General features: G+C 53.6%; 22 protein-coding genes. 3 read left to right on the forward strand and 19 right to left on the reverse strand.

Annotation, left to right across the window (positions count from 1 at the left end; genetic code table 11):
- Window positions 1–19 precede the first annotated feature (19 nt).
- The 6 genes from ribB to rpiB all read right to left on the reverse strand — a co-directional run bounded on the left by ribB (window position 20) and on the right by rpiB (window position 5,192).
- Window positions 20–1,126, reverse strand: a complete 1,107-nt coding sequence (gene ribB, locus ACN0XZ_RS08100; protein WP_417457226.1) for a 3,4-dihydroxy-2-butanone-4-phosphate synthase — start codon at window positions 1,124–1,126, stop codon at window positions 20–22.
- Window positions 1,127–1,129: 3 nt separating this feature from the next.
- Entirely contained in the window at window positions 1,130–1,729 is a 600-nt protein-coding gene (locus ACN0XZ_RS08105) for a riboflavin synthase (RefSeq protein ID WP_417457227.1), read from the reverse strand.
- Between the two features lie 9 nt (window positions 1,730–1,738).
- Window positions 1,739–2,833: a bifunctional diaminohydroxyphosphoribosylaminopyrimidine deaminase/5-amino-6-(5-phosphoribosylamino)uracil reductase RibD gene (ribD, locus tag ACN0XZ_RS08110; protein ID WP_417457228.1), complete on the reverse strand. Its 1,095-nt coding sequence runs from the start codon at window positions 2,831–2,833 to the stop codon at window positions 1,739–1,741.
- A 13-nt stretch (window positions 2,834–2,846) separates the two neighbouring features.
- Complete coding sequence (gene nrdR, locus ACN0XZ_RS08115) at window positions 2,847–3,329, reverse strand: transcriptional regulator NrdR (RefSeq protein ID WP_417457229.1); 483 nt, start codon at window positions 3,327–3,329, stop codon at window positions 2,847–2,849.
- 73 nt (window positions 3,330–3,402) lie between these two features.
- Window positions 3,403–4,695 (reverse strand): serine hydroxymethyltransferase, encoded by a 1,293-nt coding sequence (gene glyA / locus ACN0XZ_RS08120; RefSeq protein ID WP_417457230.1) that lies wholly within the window; start codon window positions 4,693–4,695, stop codon window positions 3,403–3,405.
- 59 nt (window positions 4,696–4,754) lie between these two features.
- Window positions 4,755–5,192 (reverse strand): ribose 5-phosphate isomerase B, encoded by a 438-nt coding sequence (gene rpiB / locus ACN0XZ_RS08125; RefSeq protein ID WP_417457231.1) that lies wholly within the window; start codon window positions 5,190–5,192, stop codon window positions 4,755–4,757.
- Window positions 5,193–5,478: 286 nt separating this feature from the next.
- Between rpiB and ACN0XZ_RS08130 the strand changes: the two genes are divergently transcribed.
- The gene (locus ACN0XZ_RS08130; RefSeq protein ID WP_417457232.1) at window positions 5,479–5,892 is read left to right on the forward strand and encodes a MucR family transcriptional regulator; all 414 of its coding nucleotides are present in this window, start codon (window positions 5,479–5,481) and stop codon (window positions 5,890–5,892) included.
- 92 nt (window positions 5,893–5,984) lie between these two features.
- Here the strand turns inward: ACN0XZ_RS08130 and ACN0XZ_RS08135 are convergent, their stop codons facing one another.
- The 3 genes from ACN0XZ_RS08135 to ACN0XZ_RS08145 all read right to left on the reverse strand — a co-directional run bounded on the left by ACN0XZ_RS08135 (window position 5,985) and on the right by ACN0XZ_RS08145 (window position 8,058).
- On the reverse strand, window positions 5,985–6,197 hold the full coding sequence (locus tag ACN0XZ_RS08135; RefSeq protein WP_417457233.1) for a DUF6898 family protein: 213 nt from the start codon (window positions 6,195–6,197) through the stop codon (window positions 5,985–5,987).
- Between the two features lie 23 nt (window positions 6,198–6,220).
- Window positions 6,221–7,438 carry a 5-aminolevulinate synthase gene (gene hemA / locus ACN0XZ_RS08140; RefSeq protein WP_417457234.1) on the reverse strand — a complete coding sequence of 406 codons (1,218 nt, stop codon included), beginning with the start codon at window positions 7,436–7,438 and terminating at the stop codon, window positions 6,221–6,223.
- Between the two features lie 140 nt (window positions 7,439–7,578).
- Complete coding sequence (locus ACN0XZ_RS08145; protein WP_417457235.1) at window positions 7,579–8,058, reverse strand: MarR family winged helix-turn-helix transcriptional regulator; 480 nt, start codon at window positions 8,056–8,058, stop codon at window positions 7,579–7,581.
- A 245-nt stretch (window positions 8,059–8,303) separates the two neighbouring features.
- Between ACN0XZ_RS08145 and hemB the strand changes: the two genes are divergently transcribed.
- The gene (gene hemB, locus ACN0XZ_RS08150) at window positions 8,304–9,293 is read left to right on the forward strand and encodes a porphobilinogen synthase (protein WP_417457236.1); all 990 of its coding nucleotides are present in this window, start codon (window positions 8,304–8,306) and stop codon (window positions 9,291–9,293) included.
- An 8-nt stretch (window positions 9,294–9,301) separates the two neighbouring features.
- On the opposite strand, the gene ACN0XZ_RS08155 is transcribed toward hemB, so the two are convergent.
- From ACN0XZ_RS08155 to ACN0XZ_RS08185, 7 genes are all read right to left on the reverse strand, one after another.
- Window positions 9,302–9,910: a C-type lectin domain-containing protein gene (locus ACN0XZ_RS08155; RefSeq protein WP_417457237.1), complete on the reverse strand. Its 609-nt coding sequence runs from the start codon at window positions 9,908–9,910 to the stop codon at window positions 9,302–9,304.
- Between the two features lie 97 nt (window positions 9,911–10,007).
- Complete coding sequence (locus ACN0XZ_RS08160; RefSeq protein WP_417457238.1) at window positions 10,008–10,748, reverse strand: RNA methyltransferase; 741 nt, start codon at window positions 10,746–10,748, stop codon at window positions 10,008–10,010.
- Entirely contained in the window at window positions 10,748–12,085 is a 1,338-nt protein-coding gene (gene cysS, locus ACN0XZ_RS08165; protein WP_417457239.1) for a cysteine--tRNA ligase, read from the reverse strand. The genes ACN0XZ_RS08160 and cysS overlap by 1 nt, the downstream gene beginning before the upstream one ends.
- Window positions 12,082–13,413 carry a glutamate--tRNA ligase gene (gene gltX / locus ACN0XZ_RS08170; protein ID WP_417457240.1) on the reverse strand — a complete coding sequence of 444 codons (1,332 nt, stop codon included), beginning with the start codon at window positions 13,411–13,413 and terminating at the stop codon, window positions 12,082–12,084. Before gltX ends, cysS begins: the two co-directional genes overlap by 4 nt.
- Window positions 13,414–13,481: 68 nt before the next feature.
- Window positions 13,482–15,152 carry an NAD+ synthase gene (locus tag ACN0XZ_RS08175; protein WP_417457241.1) on the reverse strand — a complete coding sequence of 557 codons (1,671 nt, stop codon included), beginning with the start codon at window positions 15,150–15,152 and terminating at the stop codon, window positions 13,482–13,484.
- Between the two features lie 109 nt (window positions 15,153–15,261).
- Window positions 15,262–15,633: a VOC family protein gene (locus tag ACN0XZ_RS08180; RefSeq protein ID WP_417457242.1), complete on the reverse strand. Its 372-nt coding sequence runs from the start codon at window positions 15,631–15,633 to the stop codon at window positions 15,262–15,264.
- Between the two features lie 151 nt (window positions 15,634–15,784).
- The gene (locus ACN0XZ_RS08185) at window positions 15,785–17,158 is read right to left on the reverse strand and encodes a class II 3-deoxy-7-phosphoheptulonate synthase (RefSeq protein WP_417457243.1); all 1,374 of its coding nucleotides are present in this window, start codon (window positions 17,156–17,158) and stop codon (window positions 15,785–15,787) included.
- A 261-nt stretch (window positions 17,159–17,419) separates the two neighbouring features.
- On the opposite strand from ACN0XZ_RS08185, the gene gph reads away from it, so the two are divergent.
- Window positions 17,420–18,082, forward strand: a complete 663-nt coding sequence (gph, locus tag ACN0XZ_RS08190; protein ID WP_417457244.1) for a phosphoglycolate phosphatase — start codon at window positions 17,420–17,422, stop codon at window positions 18,080–18,082.
- Here gph and ACN0XZ_RS08195 read toward each other — a convergent pair.
- Genes ACN0XZ_RS08195 through ACN0XZ_RS08205 form a run of 3 tightly spaced genes read right to left on the reverse strand, consistent with a single transcriptional unit; the run spans window position 18,066 to window position 20,319 of the window.
- A complete protein-coding gene (locus ACN0XZ_RS08195; protein WP_417457245.1) occupies window positions 18,066–19,076 on the reverse strand; it encodes a nucleotidyltransferase family protein in 1,011 nt (336 codons plus the stop codon). The two genes, gph and ACN0XZ_RS08195, sit on opposite strands and share 17 nt — an antisense overlap.
- Window positions 19,073–20,002, reverse strand: coding sequence for an HprK-related kinase A (locus tag ACN0XZ_RS08200; protein ID WP_417457246.1), 930 nt, complete (start codon window positions 20,000–20,002; stop codon window positions 19,073–19,075). Before ACN0XZ_RS08200 ends, ACN0XZ_RS08195 begins: the two co-directional genes overlap by 4 nt.
- Window positions 19,999–20,319, reverse strand: a complete 321-nt coding sequence (locus ACN0XZ_RS08205) for an HPr-rel-A system PqqD family peptide chaperone (protein ID WP_417457247.1) — start codon at window positions 20,317–20,319, stop codon at window positions 19,999–20,001. The genes ACN0XZ_RS08200 and ACN0XZ_RS08205 overlap by 4 nt, the downstream gene beginning before the upstream one ends.

Raw genomic sequence — 20,319 nt, forward strand, 5'->3', positions numbered from 1 at the left:
TGTTAATAACTAGCTAAACTCAAGCCTCGGGGATTGGCCGCTGTTCTACGACATCAAGGCCGTATCCTTCAAGCCCAACAATGTGGCTTGGCGTATTTGAATAGAGCACCATGTGGCGCACACCAATATCCCGCAAAATTTGTGCACCAATACCATATTCCTTGAGCGCACCTTCCTTTTTGGCAGCAGGTGCTTTTTCGCCCTGCAGCAGCTGCGACGGCCGCATGGCAGTAAGCCCTGGGAAAAGAACCACAACACCGGCCCCTTCGGCTTCAATCGCATCCATCGCGCGCTGTAATTGCCCCGTTCGTGGATGATCCATACCGAGAATATCTTCAAACGGGTTTAGAGAGTGCATACGCACCGGCGTGGGTTTCTCTGCGTCGACATCACCGAGCACGAGGGCAACAGTCTCGCGTCTGTCAGCGGTTGCGCGGTATACGATAACCTTCCATTCCCTGCCAGAGCTGCGCGGGAAGCTCGATTCTGATACCCGCTCCACCAACACGTCATTCTTCAGTCTATAGGCAATCAGGTCACGAATAGTAGCTACCTTCAAGCCGTGTTCTTTAGCAAACTCAACCAGATCAGGCAGACGCGCCATCGTGCCGTCTTCATTCATGATCTCACAGATCACGGCTGACGGATTGAGACCGGCAAGACGCGAGATATCGACAGATGCTTCGGTGTGCCCTGCCCGCACCAGCACGCCACCATCCTGCGCAACAAGCGGGAACACATGACCCGGGCTCGCCAGGTCATCTTTTCCCTTAGCTGCGTCAATGGCAACAGCAATAGTGCGCGCGCGGTCTGCCGCAGAAATACCCGTCGTTACCCCTACCTTTGCTTCGATAGAAACTGTGAATGCTGTCTGATGTCGCGCGTTATTGTTGCTGCTCATCAGCGGTAATTCGAGCGCTTCAACGCGTTTACGACTGAGCGGCAGACAAATCAGCCCACGACCGTGGCGGGCCATGAAATTGATCGCCTCAGGAGTTGCCATCTGCGCCGGGATAATCAGATCACCTTCATTTTCGCGATCTTCGTCATCCACAAGGATATACATGCGCCCGTTACGCGCATCCTCGATCACATCTTCAATGGGGGAGAGAAAATCTTGTGGCACAACCTAACCTTTGTCTTGAAGGCGCGACACATAGCGCGCCAGAATATCAAACTCTACATTAACCTTGTCGCCATTTGAGCTGTTCCTGAAGCTCGTCACTGCCTGAGTATGTGGAATCAGATTAATGGAGAAACGCGTGGAATCGGCACTGTCTTTAACTGCGTTCACCGTCAGCGACGCGCCATCGATAGCAACGCTGCCTTTCTGTGCGACGTAGGCGCCATGATGACGCGGCACCGCGATGTCCATAACGATTGAGCCGCCGACTTCCTCAAAACGAACGATCTGACCAACGCAGTCGACATGTCCGGTGACAATATGTCCACCAAGCTCATCCCCCACCTTCAGAGAACGTTCGAGGTTGATTTCACTGCCAACTTTCCACTCGCCAAGATTGGTAACTTTGAGCGTTTCAGCGGACACATCAGCCTTGAACCAGCCCTCGCCCTTGTCCACAACGGTCAGGCACACACCTGCACAGGCGATCGAAGCGCCAATCTGCGCTTTTGCCATATCATATGCCGTGGCAACGGTGACACTGAGGTCCCCAGTGCCTTCAAGTGCGGTGATGCGGCCAATATCTGTAACAATTCCGGTAAACATGGGCCTGAGTTACTCCGGCTTTTCGTATGATGCAAGTATATCCGTACCCAATCGGCGCAGCGATGTGCACGTTAGATGGGGCGCCTCATCAAGAGAGGCAAGCCCCAAATCACCAACCATGGGTATACTTTCTCCGCCAAGAAGCTTCGGCCCGATGAAATGCAATAGCCTATCGACGATGCCTGCGCGGAGGAATGAGGCGTGAACGCGCCCGCCACCTTCCACAAGAACACGTGTTATGCCTTGGCCTGCAAGCTTATTGGCAACGACACTGACATCTGAGAGTGTTGGTAGAACTTCTACCGTCACACCCGCTGACCGGAGCGCATTAATTTTGCCTCCGTCACTCGTCTCGCTCAGCATCAGCGTTGGCACCTGCCTGGCTGTGGCCACCAACCTGCTATCAAGCGGTATTCGCAGCTTGCTATCAAGTATCACACGTTGTGGCGAAAGATCCTCCAGCCCCGGCAAGCGACAATCGAGCATGGGATCATCGGCCAACACAGTGCCAATACCAACCAGAATGGCGTCGTGCCGCGCTCTCAATAAATGCCCATATGCACGGGCAACAGAGCCCGTAATCCACTGACTATCGCCGTTTTCAAGTGCAATTTTGCCATCGACGCTTGAAGCAATCTTGAGCGTGAACGTGGGTCGCTCCAAGCTTACCTTATTCAGGAAACCTCGGTTTATGAGTGTGGCTTCCCTTTCACATATACCTATCTCGATTTGCACACCTGCTTGTCTGAGCATCGCAAAGCCTAGGCCTGCCACCCTGTCGTCCGGGTCCCCAATCGCTGCAACCACACGTGTTATACCGGCATCAATAAGCGCTTGGGCACACGGCCCGGTAACACCTGTGTGTGAGCATGGCTCAAGCGTCACATAGGCTGTTGCGCCTCGCGCTCTTTCGCCCGCTTGCTGCAGCGCCTCAGTTTCAGCATGAGGTCTACCGCCCTTTTGCGTAAACCCGCGCCCAACAACCACCCCGCCGTTCACAATCACACAGCCAACTGCGGGATTGGGCGCCACAAGACCAAGGCCGCGCTGGGCAAGCCCTAACGCGACCTTCATATAGGCTTCGTCTTGATTTATGGTTGCCACATCTGGCTCCCGCTCAAGGCTCCTCGCGGAAAACCTCGTCTTCTTCCGTTCCGGTCATTTTCCCCAGAAACTTCTCGAAATCTGAAGCTTCCCGGAAATTCCGATAAACAGAGGCATAACGCACATAAGCGACCTGATCGAGGCTTTCCAAGCCTTCCATAACTAGACGGCCAATCTGGTCGCTATCTATCTCATTCTCGCCCATTGATTCGAGCCGGCGCACGATGCCATTAATCATACGCTCTACCCTGTCTGGATCAACGGGGCGTTTCCTGAGCGCGATATCCAGTGAACGTTCAAGCTTGTTTCGCTCAAACGGGACCTTGCGGCCCGTCTTCTTAACGACCGTCAATTCGCGCAACTGAACGCGTTCGAATGTCGTAAAGCGTGCCCCGCACGCCGGACAGAACCGACGCCTGCGAATAGCCGACTTATCATCAGTCGGCCGTGAATCTTTTACCTGTGTGTCTTCGTTTTGACAAAACGGACAACGCATGGTGCCCCTACTCCCCAAGTTTGGTCATTATAAGGTGCGGGACGCCAGCGCCCCACACCATCTGGTAACGACCTTAGCCCAATTCACTATAGATGGGGAAGCGTTCACAAAGGACAGCTACTTTTTTCCTGACAGATTCTTCTGCAGCGCCATTGTTTTCGCCATTTGCAGCCAGACCGTCGAGTACTTCGGTCATCATATCGGCGATCTCAGTAAACTCGGCTTCCGCAAAACCGCGTGTTGTACCCGCAGGCGTTCCCACCCGGATACCTGACGTAATGAACGGCTTTTCCGGGTCAAACGGAACACCGTTTTTGTTGCAGGTCATGCGGGCGCGCTCAAGCGCCTCATCTGCTGCTTTACCCGTGATACCCTTAGGCCGCAGGTCAACAAGCACAACGTGCGTATCCGTGCCGCCGGAGACGATATCAAAGCCGTTTTCCTTGAGCCGAGCTGCCAGCACTTTTGCGTTTTTAATAACCTGCGCTGCATATTCCTTGAATTCAGGACGTAGCGCCTCACCAAATGCAACAGCTTTTGCAGCAATTACATGCATGAGCGGCCCCCCTTGCAAACCAGGGAATACAGCCGAGTTGATCTTCTTCGCGATATCCTCCCGGTTTGTGAGGATCATGCCGCCACGCGGGCCACGTAAAGTTTTGTGGGTCGTGGTGGTCACGACATCCGCAAACTCAACCGGGTTTGGGTGCGCACTACCCGCCACAAGCCCTGCGAAGTGAGCCATATCAACCATCAACAGCGCACCAACACTGTCGGCAATCTCGCGGAAGCGTTTGAAGTCGATAAAGCGTGGGTAAGCGGAACCGCCCGCGATAATGATGGTTGGTTTATGCTCAAGCGCCATTTCGGCAACCTGATCATAGTCAATCAAGGCGTCTTCACGGCGTACACCATATTGTACGGCATTAAACCATTTGCCCGAGAGCGCAGGCGCAGCACCGTGGGTAAGGTGGCCACCCGCATCCAGCGACATGCCCATGATTGTGTCACCCGGCTTGGTCAGCGCCAGCATAACCGCACCGTTTGCTTGCGCGCCAGAATGCGGCTGCACATTCACAAAACCTGCATTGAAAAGTTTCTTTGCGCGCTCGATCGCCAAGCTCTCAGCGATATCAACGTGATGACAACCCTGATAGTAACGGCGGCCTGCATAACCCTCCGCATACTTGTTAGTCATCACCGAGCCCTGAGCTTCGAGAACAGCACGGCTTACGATGTTTTCCGAAGCGATCAACTCGATCTGGTCCTGCTGGCGCTTCAGTTCACCATCCAGTGAGGCAAGCAAATCAGGATCAGTTTCAGAGAGATGGGCGGAGAAAAATCCAGGTTGGGCAAAATTTGTCATGAGCGGAAATCCCTAGGCACAGAAATGAGGTAAGAAGTCGGACTGGGTTTGGAATACTCTTAGGAGCCAAGTTTGTCGACCCGCCTTTGGTGGCGGCCGCCTTCAAACTCGGTATTTAAAAATTCTTCGAGGCAATCTTTGGCAGTTTCAATTCCAATAAGGCGCGCACCAAGTGCCAATACATTGGCATCATTATGCTGGCGCGATAAGCGCGCCGCGAGACCGGTTTGCACCAATGCGGCTCGCACCGCCGGGTTCCTGTTCGCGGCAATAGAGATGCCAATACCAGAGCCACAAACCACCACACCGCGCTTGGCTTTGCCCTCGGCGATGGCTTCCCCCATCGCTCTGCCATAATCCGGATAGTCTACCGACTGAAGGTCATGGCATCCAAGATCAAGCACATCAAACCCGCGTGCTTTCAGATCTTCTTTAAGGTCTTCTTTGAGGTCAAATCCAGCATGATCACTGGCGATGGCGATTGTTTCAGCAGTCATTGTCGAGGGGTCCCGTCTTGGGGGTTGAAGCAAGGCAACTTCTGGTTCCAGCGCGCCAAATTCTGCGCCTGATTATCATAGTTCCCGCGCGAACCCAAGCTTCCAGTTGACTTCCACGAGGGACGAAAGGACCTGCAACAATAGGCGATCTAATTACTTGCCCACTGTATTTATTAACAATTTATTAATAACTAAAATTGCACATCGCAACCATTTGCTGTTGAATTCCTCTATGAAATGCTGCAATAAACAACGCAAGTTAACTTCCAATCGGAGCGTCGATTTCATGCCCGACAATACAATACATACAAGTGGCGAAGATGTAATGCTCGGCCTTGCTACGGATATAGTCACAGCTTACGTGAGCAATAATCGTGTGGACTCTGCGCAATTGCCTGAAGTTATCAAGACAGTCTATTCAACGCTTAACCAGTTGAATGGCTTTGCTCATTCCAAGGAAGAAGCACCTTCCCCTGCCGTTCCAGTCAAGAAGTCGTTCACGGATGACTATCTGATTTGTCTGGAAGACGGCAAAAAATTGAAGATGCTCAAGCGGTATCTGCGTTCGCGCTATGGATTAAGCCCAGAGGAGTATCGTGCCAAATGGGGGTTGCCTGCAGACTACCCCATGGTTGCACCGTCTTATGCCGCCAAGCGGTCCGAGTTCGCAAAAAAAATAGGCCTCGGCAAAAAGCGTTAATTACAATCTTTGCGAAAGAATAGAAAACCCGCACCTGCATCATCAGTTGCGGGTCTTTTTATATTCGGAAAAACACTGGAATTTCGTGTTCGCTATACATCGATTCCGCGTCGGCGTTGCTGTATTTCAGCGTCTTTTTTCGCCATCACATATCTGAGTTTACGTGCGGCAACCATCTCAAGTTCTTTCTGGCTTGCTCTTGGGTCGCCCACGATGCTGACTTCCGTGCCCGTGTCTTCGCAGATCGCACTAACCTTCAGTACGTTGCCTACAGTGATAAATTCAAAGATGATTCTTCTTGGCACCGGCAAGGCGTCACCAGTTCGGCTTAGCCGACCTTTCGCTTAAGGCTCAGACGGGCCCAAACATCGACCAGCGCTTCAACAAGGCTATCCATAACCTTGTCATCATGAAGCGGCCCTGGTGTAAACCGTAGCCTCTCGGTGCCACGGGGTACGGTCGGATAGTTGATAGGCTGCACGTAGATACCATATTCGTTAAGCAGAAGGTCGGATACATCTTTGCAAAGCACCGGGTCGCCCACAAACACAGGGACAATGTGGCTTTCCGATTCCATAACAGGAATGCCAGCTGCCTTAAGGCGATGCTTGAGCTTTGCTGCCCGTTCCTGATGGGCTTCACGCTCACCATTACTGTCTTTGAGATGACGAATGCTAGCCAGCGCACCTGCTGCCAGCACAGGACTCAGCGCGGTCGTAAAGATAAAGCCGGATGCATAACTTCTTACAACATCGACAAGAGCTTTAGAGGACGCAATATAACCGCCCATCACTCCAAATGCTTTGCCAAGCGTGCCTTCAATGATGGTCAGGCGGTGTGCGACGCCATCACGCTCTGATACGCCCCCGCCCCGCTTGCCGTAAAGGCCAACCGCATGCACTTCATCAAGATAAGTCATCGCGCCGTATTTATCTGCAAGATCACAGATAGCGCCAATCGGCGCGATGTCACCATCCATAGAATAAACGGATTCGAATGCGATAATCTTCGGCGCTTTTGGATCGGCTGCTTTCAGTAGCTCTTCCAAATGCTCCAGATCATTGTGGCGGAAAATATGTTTTTGGGCACCGCTGTTCCTAATCCCCTGGATCATTGAAGCGTGGTTCATCGAGTCTGAAAAGACGATACAGCCCGGCAGCAGCTTGGCCACCGTTGAAAGCGTCGCCTCATTGGAGATATAGCCCGAGGTAAACAGCAGAGCCGTTTCCTTGCCGTGCAAATCAGCAAGCTCTTCCTCAAGAAGAACGTGATAATGGTTGGTACCCGCTATGTTTCGTGTACCACCCGCACCGGCGCCCGTTTCATCGAGCGCTGCATGCATAGCCCCAATAACTTTAGGGTGTTGGCCCATGCCAAGATAGTCATTGGAACACCAAACAGTGATGGCGCGGGCGTTGTCACCCGCATCGTGACGAAGCGCCCGTGGATAGTTGCCCCGCTCGCGAGAGATGTCAGCGAAAACCCGGTAGCGGCCTTCAGCCTTCACCGCTTCAATCGCGTCCGCAAAAATCTTTTCGTAGTCCATCACGCATTCCGTCTTGTGTACAACAGGCCGAGTTTACCGACGCGGACCTTTTAACGCAATGTTTTGGCCCGCGTCTAGCGGCGAAAATGTCGCACACAGAAATCGATTTCATCTATGACTTATGTCAAGTGGCGATCGATTTAAAGACCGAAGTGCAATTTGTCAGACCAATAGCGCTCAAGATTCCGGAGATTCTTCCGCAAATTCTTCAACTCGTCGTGGCTTACCAGATCATCCTGCATCAGCTCTTCAAGATGCTGCATGTAGAGATCATCAATAAGTTTCCTTATTTCATACCCCTGATCGGTTAATGAAATGCGAACAGCACGGCGATCATAGTCCGAGCGCTCATGCCTGAGGTATCCCATCTCAACCAGTTTTTTGAGATTATAGGAAACGTTCGAGCCCTGGTAATAGCCGCGTGTTTTCAGTTCACCCGCAGTCATTTCATGCTCTCCAATGTTATGAAGAAGCAAGGCCTGCACAGGGTTCAGGTCATTGCGCCCAATGTGTTCAAGGTGGTTCTTGATCACATCGAGAAGCCGCCTGTGAAGGCGCTCCACCAGCGACAGTATGTCAAGAAAGAGAAATTTTGGGTCGTTAAAGTCGTATCCACTCATGGTCATTCGCCTGATTTAGTGTGAATTTTCATCGAATCTTCGAGGAAACACTCTGTTCCATAAGGTTTAACGCAATGTTAATGATAAAATTCTAGCTAAATTTGCTATGTTTGGCTTGATAATTCGGTGCAAATTTTCGTGTTCTGCGGCACGCTGCCACATGATTTATCACAGCAGGTGACAGTTGGATTTCAACACAATAAAGTATTGCTCGATATATCGCTGAGTTTAAAGAAGGATACCTCATGACCGCACGTTTTCCTGCCACTCGTTTGCGTCGCCCCAGAAGCTCTGACTGGTCGCGCCGCCTCGTGCGAGAAAATCAGGTATCCATAGATGACCTGATATGGCCCATCTTTGTGCGTGAGGGTAAGGGAGAGATAGAAGCCGTCACTTCAATGCCAGGCGTTAACCGGCTTTCAGTCGATAAAGCCGTTGAGGTCGCGAGAGAAGCAAGAAGCCTCGGCATCCCCGTTCTGGCCCTTTTCCCAAACACACCAGCTGACAAACGCTGTGAGCGGGGCGAAGAGGCCCTTGATTATGACAACCTGATCAACACCGCCATGCGCGCGATCAAGGACGCAGTGCCTGAGATCGGACTATTGGCGGATGTCGCCTTGGACCCCTACACCAGCCATGGTCAGGACGGTTTGGTTGAAAACGGTAAGGTCTTGAACGACGAAACCGTTGGCATGTTGGTGCAGCAGGCCGTTGTGCAAGCCAAAGCGGGCGCGGATATCATCGCCCCGAGCGACATGATGGATGGCCGGATCGGTGCGATCCGCACAGAGCTGGACAAAGCGGGCTTTAGCGGTGTTCAGATCATGGCCTATAGTGCCAAATATGCTTCAGGATTTTACGGCCCTTTCCGGGACGCGGTAGGCTCAACCGGCGTACTTAAGGGTGACAAGAAGACCTATCAGATGGATCCAGCCAACCGGCTTGAGGCCATTCGTGAGGTCGCGATGGATATCGACGAGGGGGCAGACAGTGTGATGATCAAACCCGGCATGCCGTATCTTGACATCATCCGTGAAGTGAAAGATCGCTTCGGTGTGCCTACATATGTCTATCAGGTATCTGGCGAATACGCGATGCTAACAGCAGCCGCTCAGAACGGCTGGCTGGACCGCAACACAGTGATGATGGAAGCCCTACTCTCCTTCAAGCGTGCGGGCGCTGACGGCGTACTGACATACTTCGCCCCCGAAGCCGCCAAATTGTTACAAGGCTGAAACCTCAACTATTGCTGAGGTGTTGTGGCCTCGCGCTCTGCGTCCACGGCTGCGCCCTCAGCCTCTTCTTCAGGCACTGGAAACTCAACCATCATATAGGTGAGGTTTGCGCGCGCGTCAGCCATCTGCCACCTCACCCCGAACTGGTCAGGTTCATAGTAGATTGGATAAAGCGCGCCACTGTCCTTGCGGGCCCTGCACGTGCGGCTGATGTCGCGCAAAACGCCCTCTCCAAACCCACGGAAACTCTGGTCGGCGAGTGAGCTGCCATCCACCCATGTCATGTCGGCGGTTTCATTGCATTCCACGCTCAAGCCAATCCACATTTTCTGCTGCCGAAGCATAGGAAAGTTAAGAAGCAGGAAATAATGGAGGGAAATATCCTTGATGACAGCAAGGCGTCCCTCTCGGTCCTTGTAGCGATACCCCTTCACCATGCGACGCGCATGCACCCATGTGTGAGGCGGTTTGCCAATAAAATCGAAAATCTGGTAATAACTGCCGGTATCTTCATTGAAGTGCACCTCGCCGATAGGGCGCGCGACAGCCGTGCCCGTATCGTCGATGCCCTGCATCATCATATTCAGCGCTACTACCATGCTCGCCAAGATCGACATATTGCCTCCGTCACTCGTAAGGTAAGTACCCTAACCAACATACAGTTTGATGGGAAGTACCTGTATGGGTGATGAACAAATGAACTCCGGGTATGACTTAGTCTTCATCCCTAGGGCGGCGGGCTAACGACTTTACAACGCCTCTGAGCGTAAATATCTCCTGCTTGGAGAAACCGGCGTTCTGGAGCACATTCCTCAGTGTCCGCCGCATGGGCGCGCGCCTGCCTTCGGAGCGGAAGAAACCTCGTTTATCCAGCTCTCCTTCCAGATGTTCCATCAAGCCTATCAAATCTTCCTTGGGCGCTATGCCTTCCGGGTGAGCCGGTTGATACGCTGGTGTGCTATCCGCTTGTGAATGAAACTCGTATGCTGTCAGGATAACGGCCTGTGCAAGGTTTAGGCTCCCAAAGCCTGGGTTTACCGGCACTGTCAGCACAGCATCTGCCAGCACAACATCATCGTTCGTGAGACCAGAGCGCTCAGGCCCAAATAAAATGCCTGGGCCTTCACCGCCTGCGATCATCTTGTGCATCTGGGCTGCAGCCTCGCGCGGCGTTACGACCGGTTTGGGCATATCTCGGTCCCGCACAGTGGACGCATACACATGGCTAAGGTCAGCCACAGCCTCCTCAACACTTTCAAATACCTTCGCGTTTTCGAGCACGATATCGGCGCCTGAGGCTGACGGCCCAGCGGCAGGGTTGGGCCAGCCATCCCTTGGCGCCACAAGCCGCATGTCGGTCAGGCCAAAATTGAGCATCGCGCGCGCCGCTTTGCCGATGTTTTCACCAAGCTGCGGGCGCACAAGGATAATTGCGGGTTGTTTCACGTCTGACATCAATCCGCCTTACGCCAGGTGGTGCCGCTAGCCCCGTCTTCCAGAAGGATGCCCATCGCCAAAAGCTCGTCACGAATGCGGTCACTTGCCGCGAAATCCTTATTTTTGCGGGCATCAAGGCGTTCGGCAATTTTCGCCTCAATATCCGCCACACTGATCCCCTCTGGCGCCTCACCCTGAAACCACGTTGTGGCCCCAACGGCGAGTAGCCCCATAAACTGCGCACCCGCTTTAAGGTCAGCCGCCGTCTCTGGGGTAGCAAGGGCGTCAAGCGCCGCGATTGCCTTTGGCGTGTTGAGGTCGTCTTTAAGCGCCTCAATCACACTTGTGGGCACATCGGCTGCAGCAACAACACCGTCCGTTAGCCGGTACCACCGATCAAGCCGGCGTTTCTGTTCACGCATACTTTCAAGGGAAAAATCTACCGGCTGCCTATAATGTGCCGTCAGCAAGCTTAATCGGATAGCCTCGCCCGGATGTTCTGCGATCAGGTCATGCACCGTGTGGAAGTTGCCCAAGGATTTGGACATCTTCTCACCATCAACCGTCAGGTATCCGTTGTGCATCCAGTAGTTCACAAACTGTTTGCCGTGGGTGCATTCGCTCTGAGCGATCTCATTTTCATGGTGCGGGAAGATCAGATCCTGGCCACCAGCATGAATATCGATCGTTTCACCAAGGTGCTTCTCGATCATGCATGAGCATTCTAGGTGCCAACCTGGCCGACCCCGGCCCCAAGGGCTGTTCCACCCCACCTGCTCTTCTGACGAAGGTTTCCAGAGCACAAAATCAGCAGGGTCCCGCTTGAAAGGAGCAACATCGACCCGCGCGCCAGCAACAAGCTCGTCCCGGCTATGGCGCGAGAGGCGACCGTAATTTTCCATTGAGGGCACATTGAACATCACATGTCCCTCAGCTTCATAGGCATGCCCCCGCTCAATAAGCGTTTGCATCATACGGATCATCTCAGGGATATGCTCAGTCGCCTTCGGCTGGATCGTCGGTGTCATGGCACCGAGCGTTGCCATATCTTCCACATAGGCCTTCGCATACCTGTTTGTGATAGTGCGGATGGAAACACCCTCATCATCCGCACGTTTCATGATCTTGTCGTCAATATCCGTGAAGTTACGGGCATAGGTGACATGATCGTCGCCATACTCATGCCGTAGCAGTCGGAACAACATATCAAATACAACAACAGGCCGTGCGTTACCGATATGGGCGTAGTCCCACACCGTGGGGCCGCACACATACATACGCACGTTTTTGGGGTCTATCGGTACAAACTTCTGCTTTTCACGTGCGAGGGTATTGTAGAGATAGATATCGGTCATGCGGCTTGGCCCTCAAGGCGCTTGAGAACTTTCTCCCGCCCGATTAGAGGCAGCAGCGCGCCCATGTCCGGGCCGTGGCTCTGGCCGGTCAAGGCCTGCCGAAGCGGCATGAAAAGCGCACGTCCCTTGGCGCCTGTCGCTTCCTTGATCGCACTGGTCCAAACCTGCCAACTATCAGCCGTCAACTCACCTTCGGGCAGCAGGTCACGCACCTTCGCCATATGGTCAGCATCTTCAATCACCGGTGTTACAGGGCCGTTGACGATGCTAAGCCACTCGTTCACGTCAGACAGTTTATTGAGGTTAGGCCGCACAGTCGCCCAGAAGGTTTCATCAACACCATCAAGCCGGTCTTTCACCGCTTCAAACGGTGTCATATGCAGGATTTTGGCGTTGAGCATATCGAGGTCCGCAGGATCAAGTTTTGCTGTTGAGCGGCCAAACTTGCCAAAATCGAATCCGTCAATTAGCGGCTGCGCTTCAGCAAACGGTTCAATCGGCTCAGAGGTGCCGACGCGCGCAAGCAAGCTTACAATCGCCATCGGCTCTATGCCTGCCTCATCGCGATATTCTTCAATAGACATGGCACCGTGACGTTTGGAAAGGCCTTCGCCCCCCTTGCCTGTCAATAGTGCAAAGTGTGCCATCTCAGGCGCCTTGCCGCCAATCGCCTCAAAAATCTGTACCTGCACTGCCGAATTGGTCACATGATCTTCACCGCGCACGATGTGGGTGATGCCATAATCCACATCATCCACAACGCTTGGTAGCGTGTAGAGGTAAGATCCGTCTTCACGGATCAGGATCGGATCAGAAAGCGCCTCAAGGTCGATGGAAACATCACCCCGGATCAGGTCTGTCCAGTCCACCCGAGCGGGGGTATTCAACTTAAAGCGCCAGTGTGGCTTACGCCCTTCTGCCTCAAACGCCGTTTTCTCTTCCTCCGTGAGGTTGAGCGCCGCCCTGTCATACACAGGAGGCTTGCCGCGCCCCATCTGGATCTTCCGTTTCATATCCAGTTCTTCGGCGGTCTCGAAACATGGATAAAGGCGACCTTCCGCCTTCAACTGCTCCACCACCGCATCATAGCGTGCAAAGCGATCGCTTTGGCGGAAGGTTTCGTCCCATACAAGGCCCAACCAAGTGAGGTCAGCCCGAATGGCTTCCTCATTCTCAAGCGTAGAACGCTCCTGATCGGTGTCATCGATACGGAGAACAAAAGTTCCACCCTGCTGCCGGGCGAACAACCAGTTCACCAAAGCAGCGCGAATGTTACCCACGTGCAGTTTACCGGTGGGTGATGGGGCGAAACGTACCTTAACAGTCATGTTTATTTCCAGTTAGCTTAGCTAAGTAATTACTATATATAGTTTATTATGGAATTTCGAGGCAACATCTAGTCCCGCCTCGCACTCCTGAAGCCGTTGGTGATAGGGTAGCGCCTATCACGGCCAAAATTCTTGCGGGTGATCTTAACACCCGGCGGCGCCTGCCGCCTTTTATATTCGGCGATGTATAAAAGATGCTCAATGCGCGCGACATCCGCTGCATCATGCCCTCGTTCCACCACTTCAGCGACAGACATCTCCTCATCCACCAAACACCTGAGCATATCGTCAAGCGCGTCATAGGGTGGCAAGCTGTCTTCGTCTTTCTGATCGTCCCGAAGTTCAGCCGTTGGCGGTTTGGTGATAATGTTTACCGGTATTACCTCACCAGACGGCCCAAGTGCACCCTTGGGGACGTTTGCGTTTCGCCAGCGTGAAAGTGCAAATACATCCGCTTTATACACATCCTTCAGCGCGTTATACCCGCCACACATATCGCCGTAGAGCGTAGCATAGCCAACTGACACTTCCGACTTGTTGCCGGTAGTCAGAACCATATGGCCAAACTTGTTGGATAATGACATCAGGAGCAAGCCACGAAGGCGAGACTGGATGTTCTCTTCCGTTGTATCGGGCGCGGTTTCTTTAAACGCATCTTTCAGCATTTCATCAAATGCATCTACGCCGGGTTTGATCGCAATGGTGTCATACTTCACACCAAGTGCCTGCGCGCATTTCTCCGCGTCGCTGACACTTTCACCAGATGTATAGCGCGACGGCATCATCACGCAGTGCACACGCTCCGCCCCCAGCGCATCAACGGCAACGGCGGCGGATAGCGCGCTATCTATTCCGCCGGAAAGCCCCAGTAGAACGCCCGGAAAACGATTCTTGTTCACGTAATCTTTCAGTCCAAGGATCATGGCTTGATACATGGTTTCCATGCGTTCGGGCATATAGCCTTGAAACGCACTGGTACATTCAAGCACACCCTCTGCGCGGTGCCAGGTGGTCAACAATTCCTGCTCGGCCCACGCATCCAACTGCACTGGCACACCGCCGTCTGAGTTCATCACGAAACTCGCGCCCTCAAACACCAGTTCGTCCTGCCCGCATACTTCGTTGCAAAACACAAGCGGCAGGCCAGTTTCATCCACCCGGTTGCGGGCATGTACTTTACGCTCAGGATGTTTATCAAGCTCAAACGGGCTGCAGGTGGGCACAAGCAGAATATCGGCCCCTTGGGCTTTGAGTGCCGCTGTGCAGCTGGGGAACCACATATCCTCGCATATCAGCACACCAAGGCTGACCCCACGAAACTCAATCGGAGAAGTGGCCTCGCCGGGCACAAACACCCGCTTTTCGTCAAACACGCCATAGTTGGGGAGTTCCTGTTTGAAGCGGACCGCCTTGACCTCACCGCTTTCCAGCAGGAAGATGGCATTGTGAAGCGCCTTGCCTTTATACCACGGCGCGCCGATGATAAGCCCAGGTTTGCCCTCACCTGAAGTTATACCGGCCAGAGTCTCAACCATTTCCATGGCGCGACGCACAAAAAAGGGTTTCAGCACCAGATCTTCAAGCGGATAGCCCGTGAGCGACAGTTCAGGCGTCAGCACAAGATCGGCGCCTTCAGTCGCACCACGCTCATAAGCCTCCTTAATGCGGGCAGCGTTCGCCTCGATAGCACCTACTGTCGCGTTCAACTGGGCAAGATATATGGACAAAGCTTTCTTCATGGGGCGCTTTTACCCTTATTGGCGAATGTGAACAAGACAAGAAAAAGGCGGCCCGCTGACCGCCCTTGAAACACCCTGTTCATGTGCCTTTTAAGCCGCAACTCCCTCGCTATTTATTCTTCAGTTGATGCAGGAGCAAGGAGTTGCCGTCCGGGTCGAGACACACAGCCATACGGCACACAGGGCTGTGAAACATATCACCGGCGAACGCAACACCGTTGTTTTTAAGGTGTGCTATTAGCCCATCAAGGTCCGACACCTCGAAGGCGATAGTCCCACCAGAGTTGGCGTGCGGCACATCTTCGGTAAAATCAGCCAAGGCAAAACATCCCCCGCCCGGTAGATCGTATTCAATCCACGCCATGTTTTCACCGATCTTCTCCGTACCGTGCGTCTCAAGGCCAAGAAGCCCTTCATAAAATGCCCGCGCGCGCTTCACATCAGTCACCGGATACATGGTGAACGCAACTTTCTCCAACATAATCAACCTTTCATTTTATATAGGCTATACACGCCATGACGTGACTATCAGCAAATACTAGCTATGGGTTAGGAAGCGGCACAACTACCCCAGAGGTAACGAAAAAGGGCGACCATTTGGCCGCCCTTTAAACCTCATATACATCTGCCTGTTAAGCTGCGGCGTTTTCCGCCATCGCAAGCCGCTCTTCCTTGAGCGCTTCCGCGAGTTGGAAGGCCATTTCAATCGACTGGCTGGCGTTGAGACGTGGGTCGCAGTGTGTATGGTAGCGACTTGAAAGCCCCTCTTCCGTGATAGCAACCGCACCGCCGATGCATTCGGTCACATTCTGGCCCGTGAGCTCAAGATGGATACCGCCCGCATAGGTGCCCTCAGCCCGGTGGCAGGCGAACACCTGCTTCACTTCTTTGAGCACACGGTCAAATGGACGTGTCTTGAGGCCACTTTGCGAAGTTTGGGTGTTGCCATGCATCGGATCACACGACCAAACAACTTTGCGCCCTTCAGCCTTAACCGCCCGCAACAGGCGCGGCAGGTGCTCCTCAACCTTGTCGGCACCAAAACGAGTGATCAGGGTCAGGCGACCTGCTTCGTTCTTCGGGTTCAGCTTTTCGATGAGTTTCAGCAAGCCGTCGATCTCGGTTGTAGGGCCCACTTTGGCGGCAATCGGGTTACCGATGCCGGACAGGAACTCAAGATGCGCCCCATCAAGCTGGCGCGTGCGGTCACCAACCCACAGAAGGTGAGCTGATGTGTCATACCAGTCGCCCGTGGTGCTATCCACACGTGTAAGCGCTTGCTCATAGCCCAGAAGCAAAGCTTCGTGGCTCGTGTAAAAATCCGTACCCTGAAGCTGATGCACACTATCAGGGTCAATGCCACACGCCTGCATGAACGCAAGAGCCTCGCCGATCCGGTCAGCGAGCTCCCGGTATTTCTCACCGGCGCCGCTTTTCGACACAAAGTCGAGGTTCCACTTATGAACCGACATAAGGTTTGCGTAACCACCCTGCGCAAACGCCCGCAACAGGTTTAGCGTCGCGGCTGATTGGCTATACGCCTTCAACATGCGCGCGGGGTCTGGCATCCGGCTTTCAGCATCAAAATTAGGACCATTGATAATGTCGCCCCGGTAGCTTGGGAGTTCAACGCCGTCCTGCACCTCAGAATTGGAAGAACGTGGCTTGGCAAACTGACCTGCGAGACGCCCGACCTTGACCACAGGGCACGACGCCGCAAAAGTCATCACAACAGCCATCTGCAGCAACACACGGAAGGTGTCACGGATGTTATTGGGGTGAAACTCGGCAAAGCTCTCGGCGCAGTCACCGCCCTGCAGCAGGAAAGCCCGGCCTTCCGCGACATCTGCAAGCTGGGCTTTAAGATTGCGGGCTTCCCCAGCAAACACTAGTGGCGGATAGCTCGTAAGCTCGTCATACACACGGTTTACTGCGTCTACATCTGGGTATTCAGGCACCTGTACAATAGGGCGCGATTTCCAGCTATCTGGCCGCCAGTCACTCATCACTTTACCTCGGCATCGTTCCTGTTAATATTTCCAAAAGTTTCAAAAGAAACTCTTTTTACGCAACTTAATGACCCTATAAACCATGAGTATCACAAGGGCGCAAGCCATATCATGCCCGAAAACGCTGCTTCGGGCCAGTCCAGCCGTTATAACAGCCTTTAAAAGGACTTGCGCGCACCCATTTCTAATCTGTAGCTTCAGGCACACTATTTTACGGTTAAACTATTCTCCGCAAATATTCAGGATCAGGTTTTGAGCATGTTCGCAGTTCAGAAGGTCATATTTGACCTTGATGGCACCCTTATCGAAAGCGCCCCAGATCTATATGCCGCGACAAACCATGTGCTCGCGCATGTTGGTCGGCCTTCGGTGACACTCGACCAAGTCCGTCATATGGTGGGCTTTGGTGCAAAGCGATTGATTGAACTGGGGCTTGAAGCAACAGGCGGACTGGATGACCGCGATCCGGCAGACCTCCTACCCGTTTTTCTTGACTATTACCGTGCACATATCGCTGATGACACACATGTGTTTGATGGTGGCGTAAAGATGCTGGAAGCCCTGAAAGCGGCAGGTTTTTCTCTCGCGATATGCACCAATAAGCCGATGACGCTAACGACCCCGCTTCTGAAAGCCTTGGGCATTGAACAGTATTTTGATGCCGTTACAGGCGGTGACAGTTTTTCATACAAAAAACCTGACCCCAGACACTTGACGTCTACCGCTGCACAGATGCCCGGAACCGGCGCCTTTCTTATGGTAGGCGACAGTATCAATGATATAGCGGCAGCGAAAGCCGCAGGCGCACCATCCGTGGCGGTTGATTTTGGCTATACTGATATCCCGCCACATGAGTTGGGGGCAAACAAGGTAATCAGCAGCCTAAGTGACCTTCCACCACTGCTTAGTTTCGCCGGGTAGCTTTTTTAAATAGATGGGTGAGCAGGAGGCCGAGCGGCATACGCATATAGTGGCTGCGGATATAAAGCGCGAGCTTGGCAATGGGCACAAACCCATTTTCCGCAACCAGCGTTTTCACACAAGCCCTCAACACAAATCCCATGCGCCAGGGACCAATGGACCTCAACGCAACCTTGGCATGCGCATCATCGAAATATCGGCTTACCGCCCACAAGGCCGCCCGCACAGGCTTGATAGCATCAACCTCTGCCGCACGGTGTACAAGACTACGGCGTTCTTCCGCGCCCAAGTCATCAAACAGATAATAGAGCTCGATCAAACTGCGCGCCGGGGTTTCAAGCGCGCCATCAGCAAAAATATGGATCGCGGCGTGAATGAACAGATCACGGGGGGCGAATGCCTTTACGCCCATATCCTTAAGAGGCTCCGCCGCATCGGCCATCACCAGATGATCAGGTTGTAGGCGGGCTGTACGCGGCAATAACCTGTGGTGCACGTCAACCAACGTGCGGCGCCTACCATGCCGCATGGGTGGTAACTCGTGCATCCATTTGCGGTAATACTGCTGGTCATAGTTGCTGGCTGTGGTTCGTTCTGCCTGCCAGCCTGCCACGGTCAGCAACTCTTCCACCTTGTTGATGTAAACCTCAGGCACGAGAATATCGATGTCACTTACCCGTCGGCCGCGCCCGGCTCTCAGCCCTTTAGCCACATAAGCACCACCCTTGAGGATGATGGGGTCAATACCGCTACCGAGCAGCGCACGCCGGATACGCCCAGCTTCAAATTCAAGCATACGCCTGTCGTGAGCGCTTCGAACACGAGCATTCTCTAGGATATCCTTAAGCTTACCAGCGGCTTCACCTTCATGAGCCGCAGCCACCTGCCCCATGATATGCCCACGCGCAGCCCAGCGCACAAAGGCGTTCAGCTCTCGCGGGTCTGTGGGGAAAGGCTGCAGGCCAACTGCGCTTTTAAAGTAGGCTGGTTTCATGGCACACCCTCAGCCCACAGCTCTTCAACCAACCAAATGCTGTCATCCGTATTGCCGTATGTGAGCTCAAACGCTTTCACCCCCTGCATCATCTGCATGGTGGAGCGGAAAGCATCCTCACCAATCACCTGATAGTTGGGGGAGCCTGCAATAAGCCGCATGAGTGCATCCGCCGGCTCCACCGGCTCACGGGATGCCACAGCCCCCTCTTCAAATTTCGGGAAAACAAGGAGCTTTGGCACGGCCGGGCGTGCCATTGCTTCAATATCGCTTGCACGCGCGCGCCTGTATGCCACGGTCCCCTTTGGTGTACCTTCAAGTGCGGGGCTCACCGCCTCGGCCCCTGCAAACGCCCGAACAATATCGACCGATGCTTTTTTCAATGAAACTGGCCTCGGATAGGGCATCAATTCCGGAACCTCACGCCCCAGCACCGCGAATTCATCAGATAGCAACCGAAACCCACGTTCCATCAAAACGGCCGTCAACGTGCTTTTGCCGCCGCCCGAGTTGGCCGCAATCATGATGGCTTTGTCATCCTTGGACACAACGCCAGCATGAAACATGGTGAAACGAAAGCACTGCAAAGCTGCGCTCAAATTCATGCCCATCTCCAGGGCAAGCGGCGCCATACGAGCGGGCAGTGGTATAGCCGGAAAGTAAAATCCGGGGTCTGGCAGCACCTGCGGCTTGATAAAACGCCTGAGCATATTCGGTGGCCCTACGCGGAGCACATAGTCCACCAACTCATCACGGTTCAGGCTTACCGGGCAATCCCGGTAGGTATCTGTGAGGAAATTTGCAACAAGTACGCTTCGGCTCTTAAGGGAGGTGACAAACGGCCCAAGGTGCAGGTTCAGGCTACCCCCCTTAAGGGCCGCAGCTAATTTATCCCGACCAAGGTCACCTAGGCGCATCAGGCTCATGCTTGCCTCGCTGGGCGGGCTGTCACAAGCCCCGCGTCGTCCAATTCAGCAAAAATGCGTTTTACAAATCCGCGAGGGCATTCTTCCCGCGAAACGCCAAGCATATCAGGGAAATTCTCCGCAAGCTCAGACACACGGCGGGGTGCCTCAGACAGATATCTTAACATCTCGATTGAGACGAGGTTGAACACATGGGTGCTACCGGACCGGCGGCAATAGACGTAACTGATGTCGCCCAGTGTCTGGACAGAAAAATGGCCTTGGTCAGCATACCAAAGCCATCTGTCATCATCATATATCTTGTCGCCCTGCGGCAT

The sequence above is a fragment of the Kordiimonas sp. genome, assembly GCF_048264555.1.
In the GTDB taxonomy this organism is placed as follows: domain Bacteria; phylum Pseudomonadota; class Alphaproteobacteria; order Sphingomonadales; family Kordiimonadaceae; genus Kordiimonas.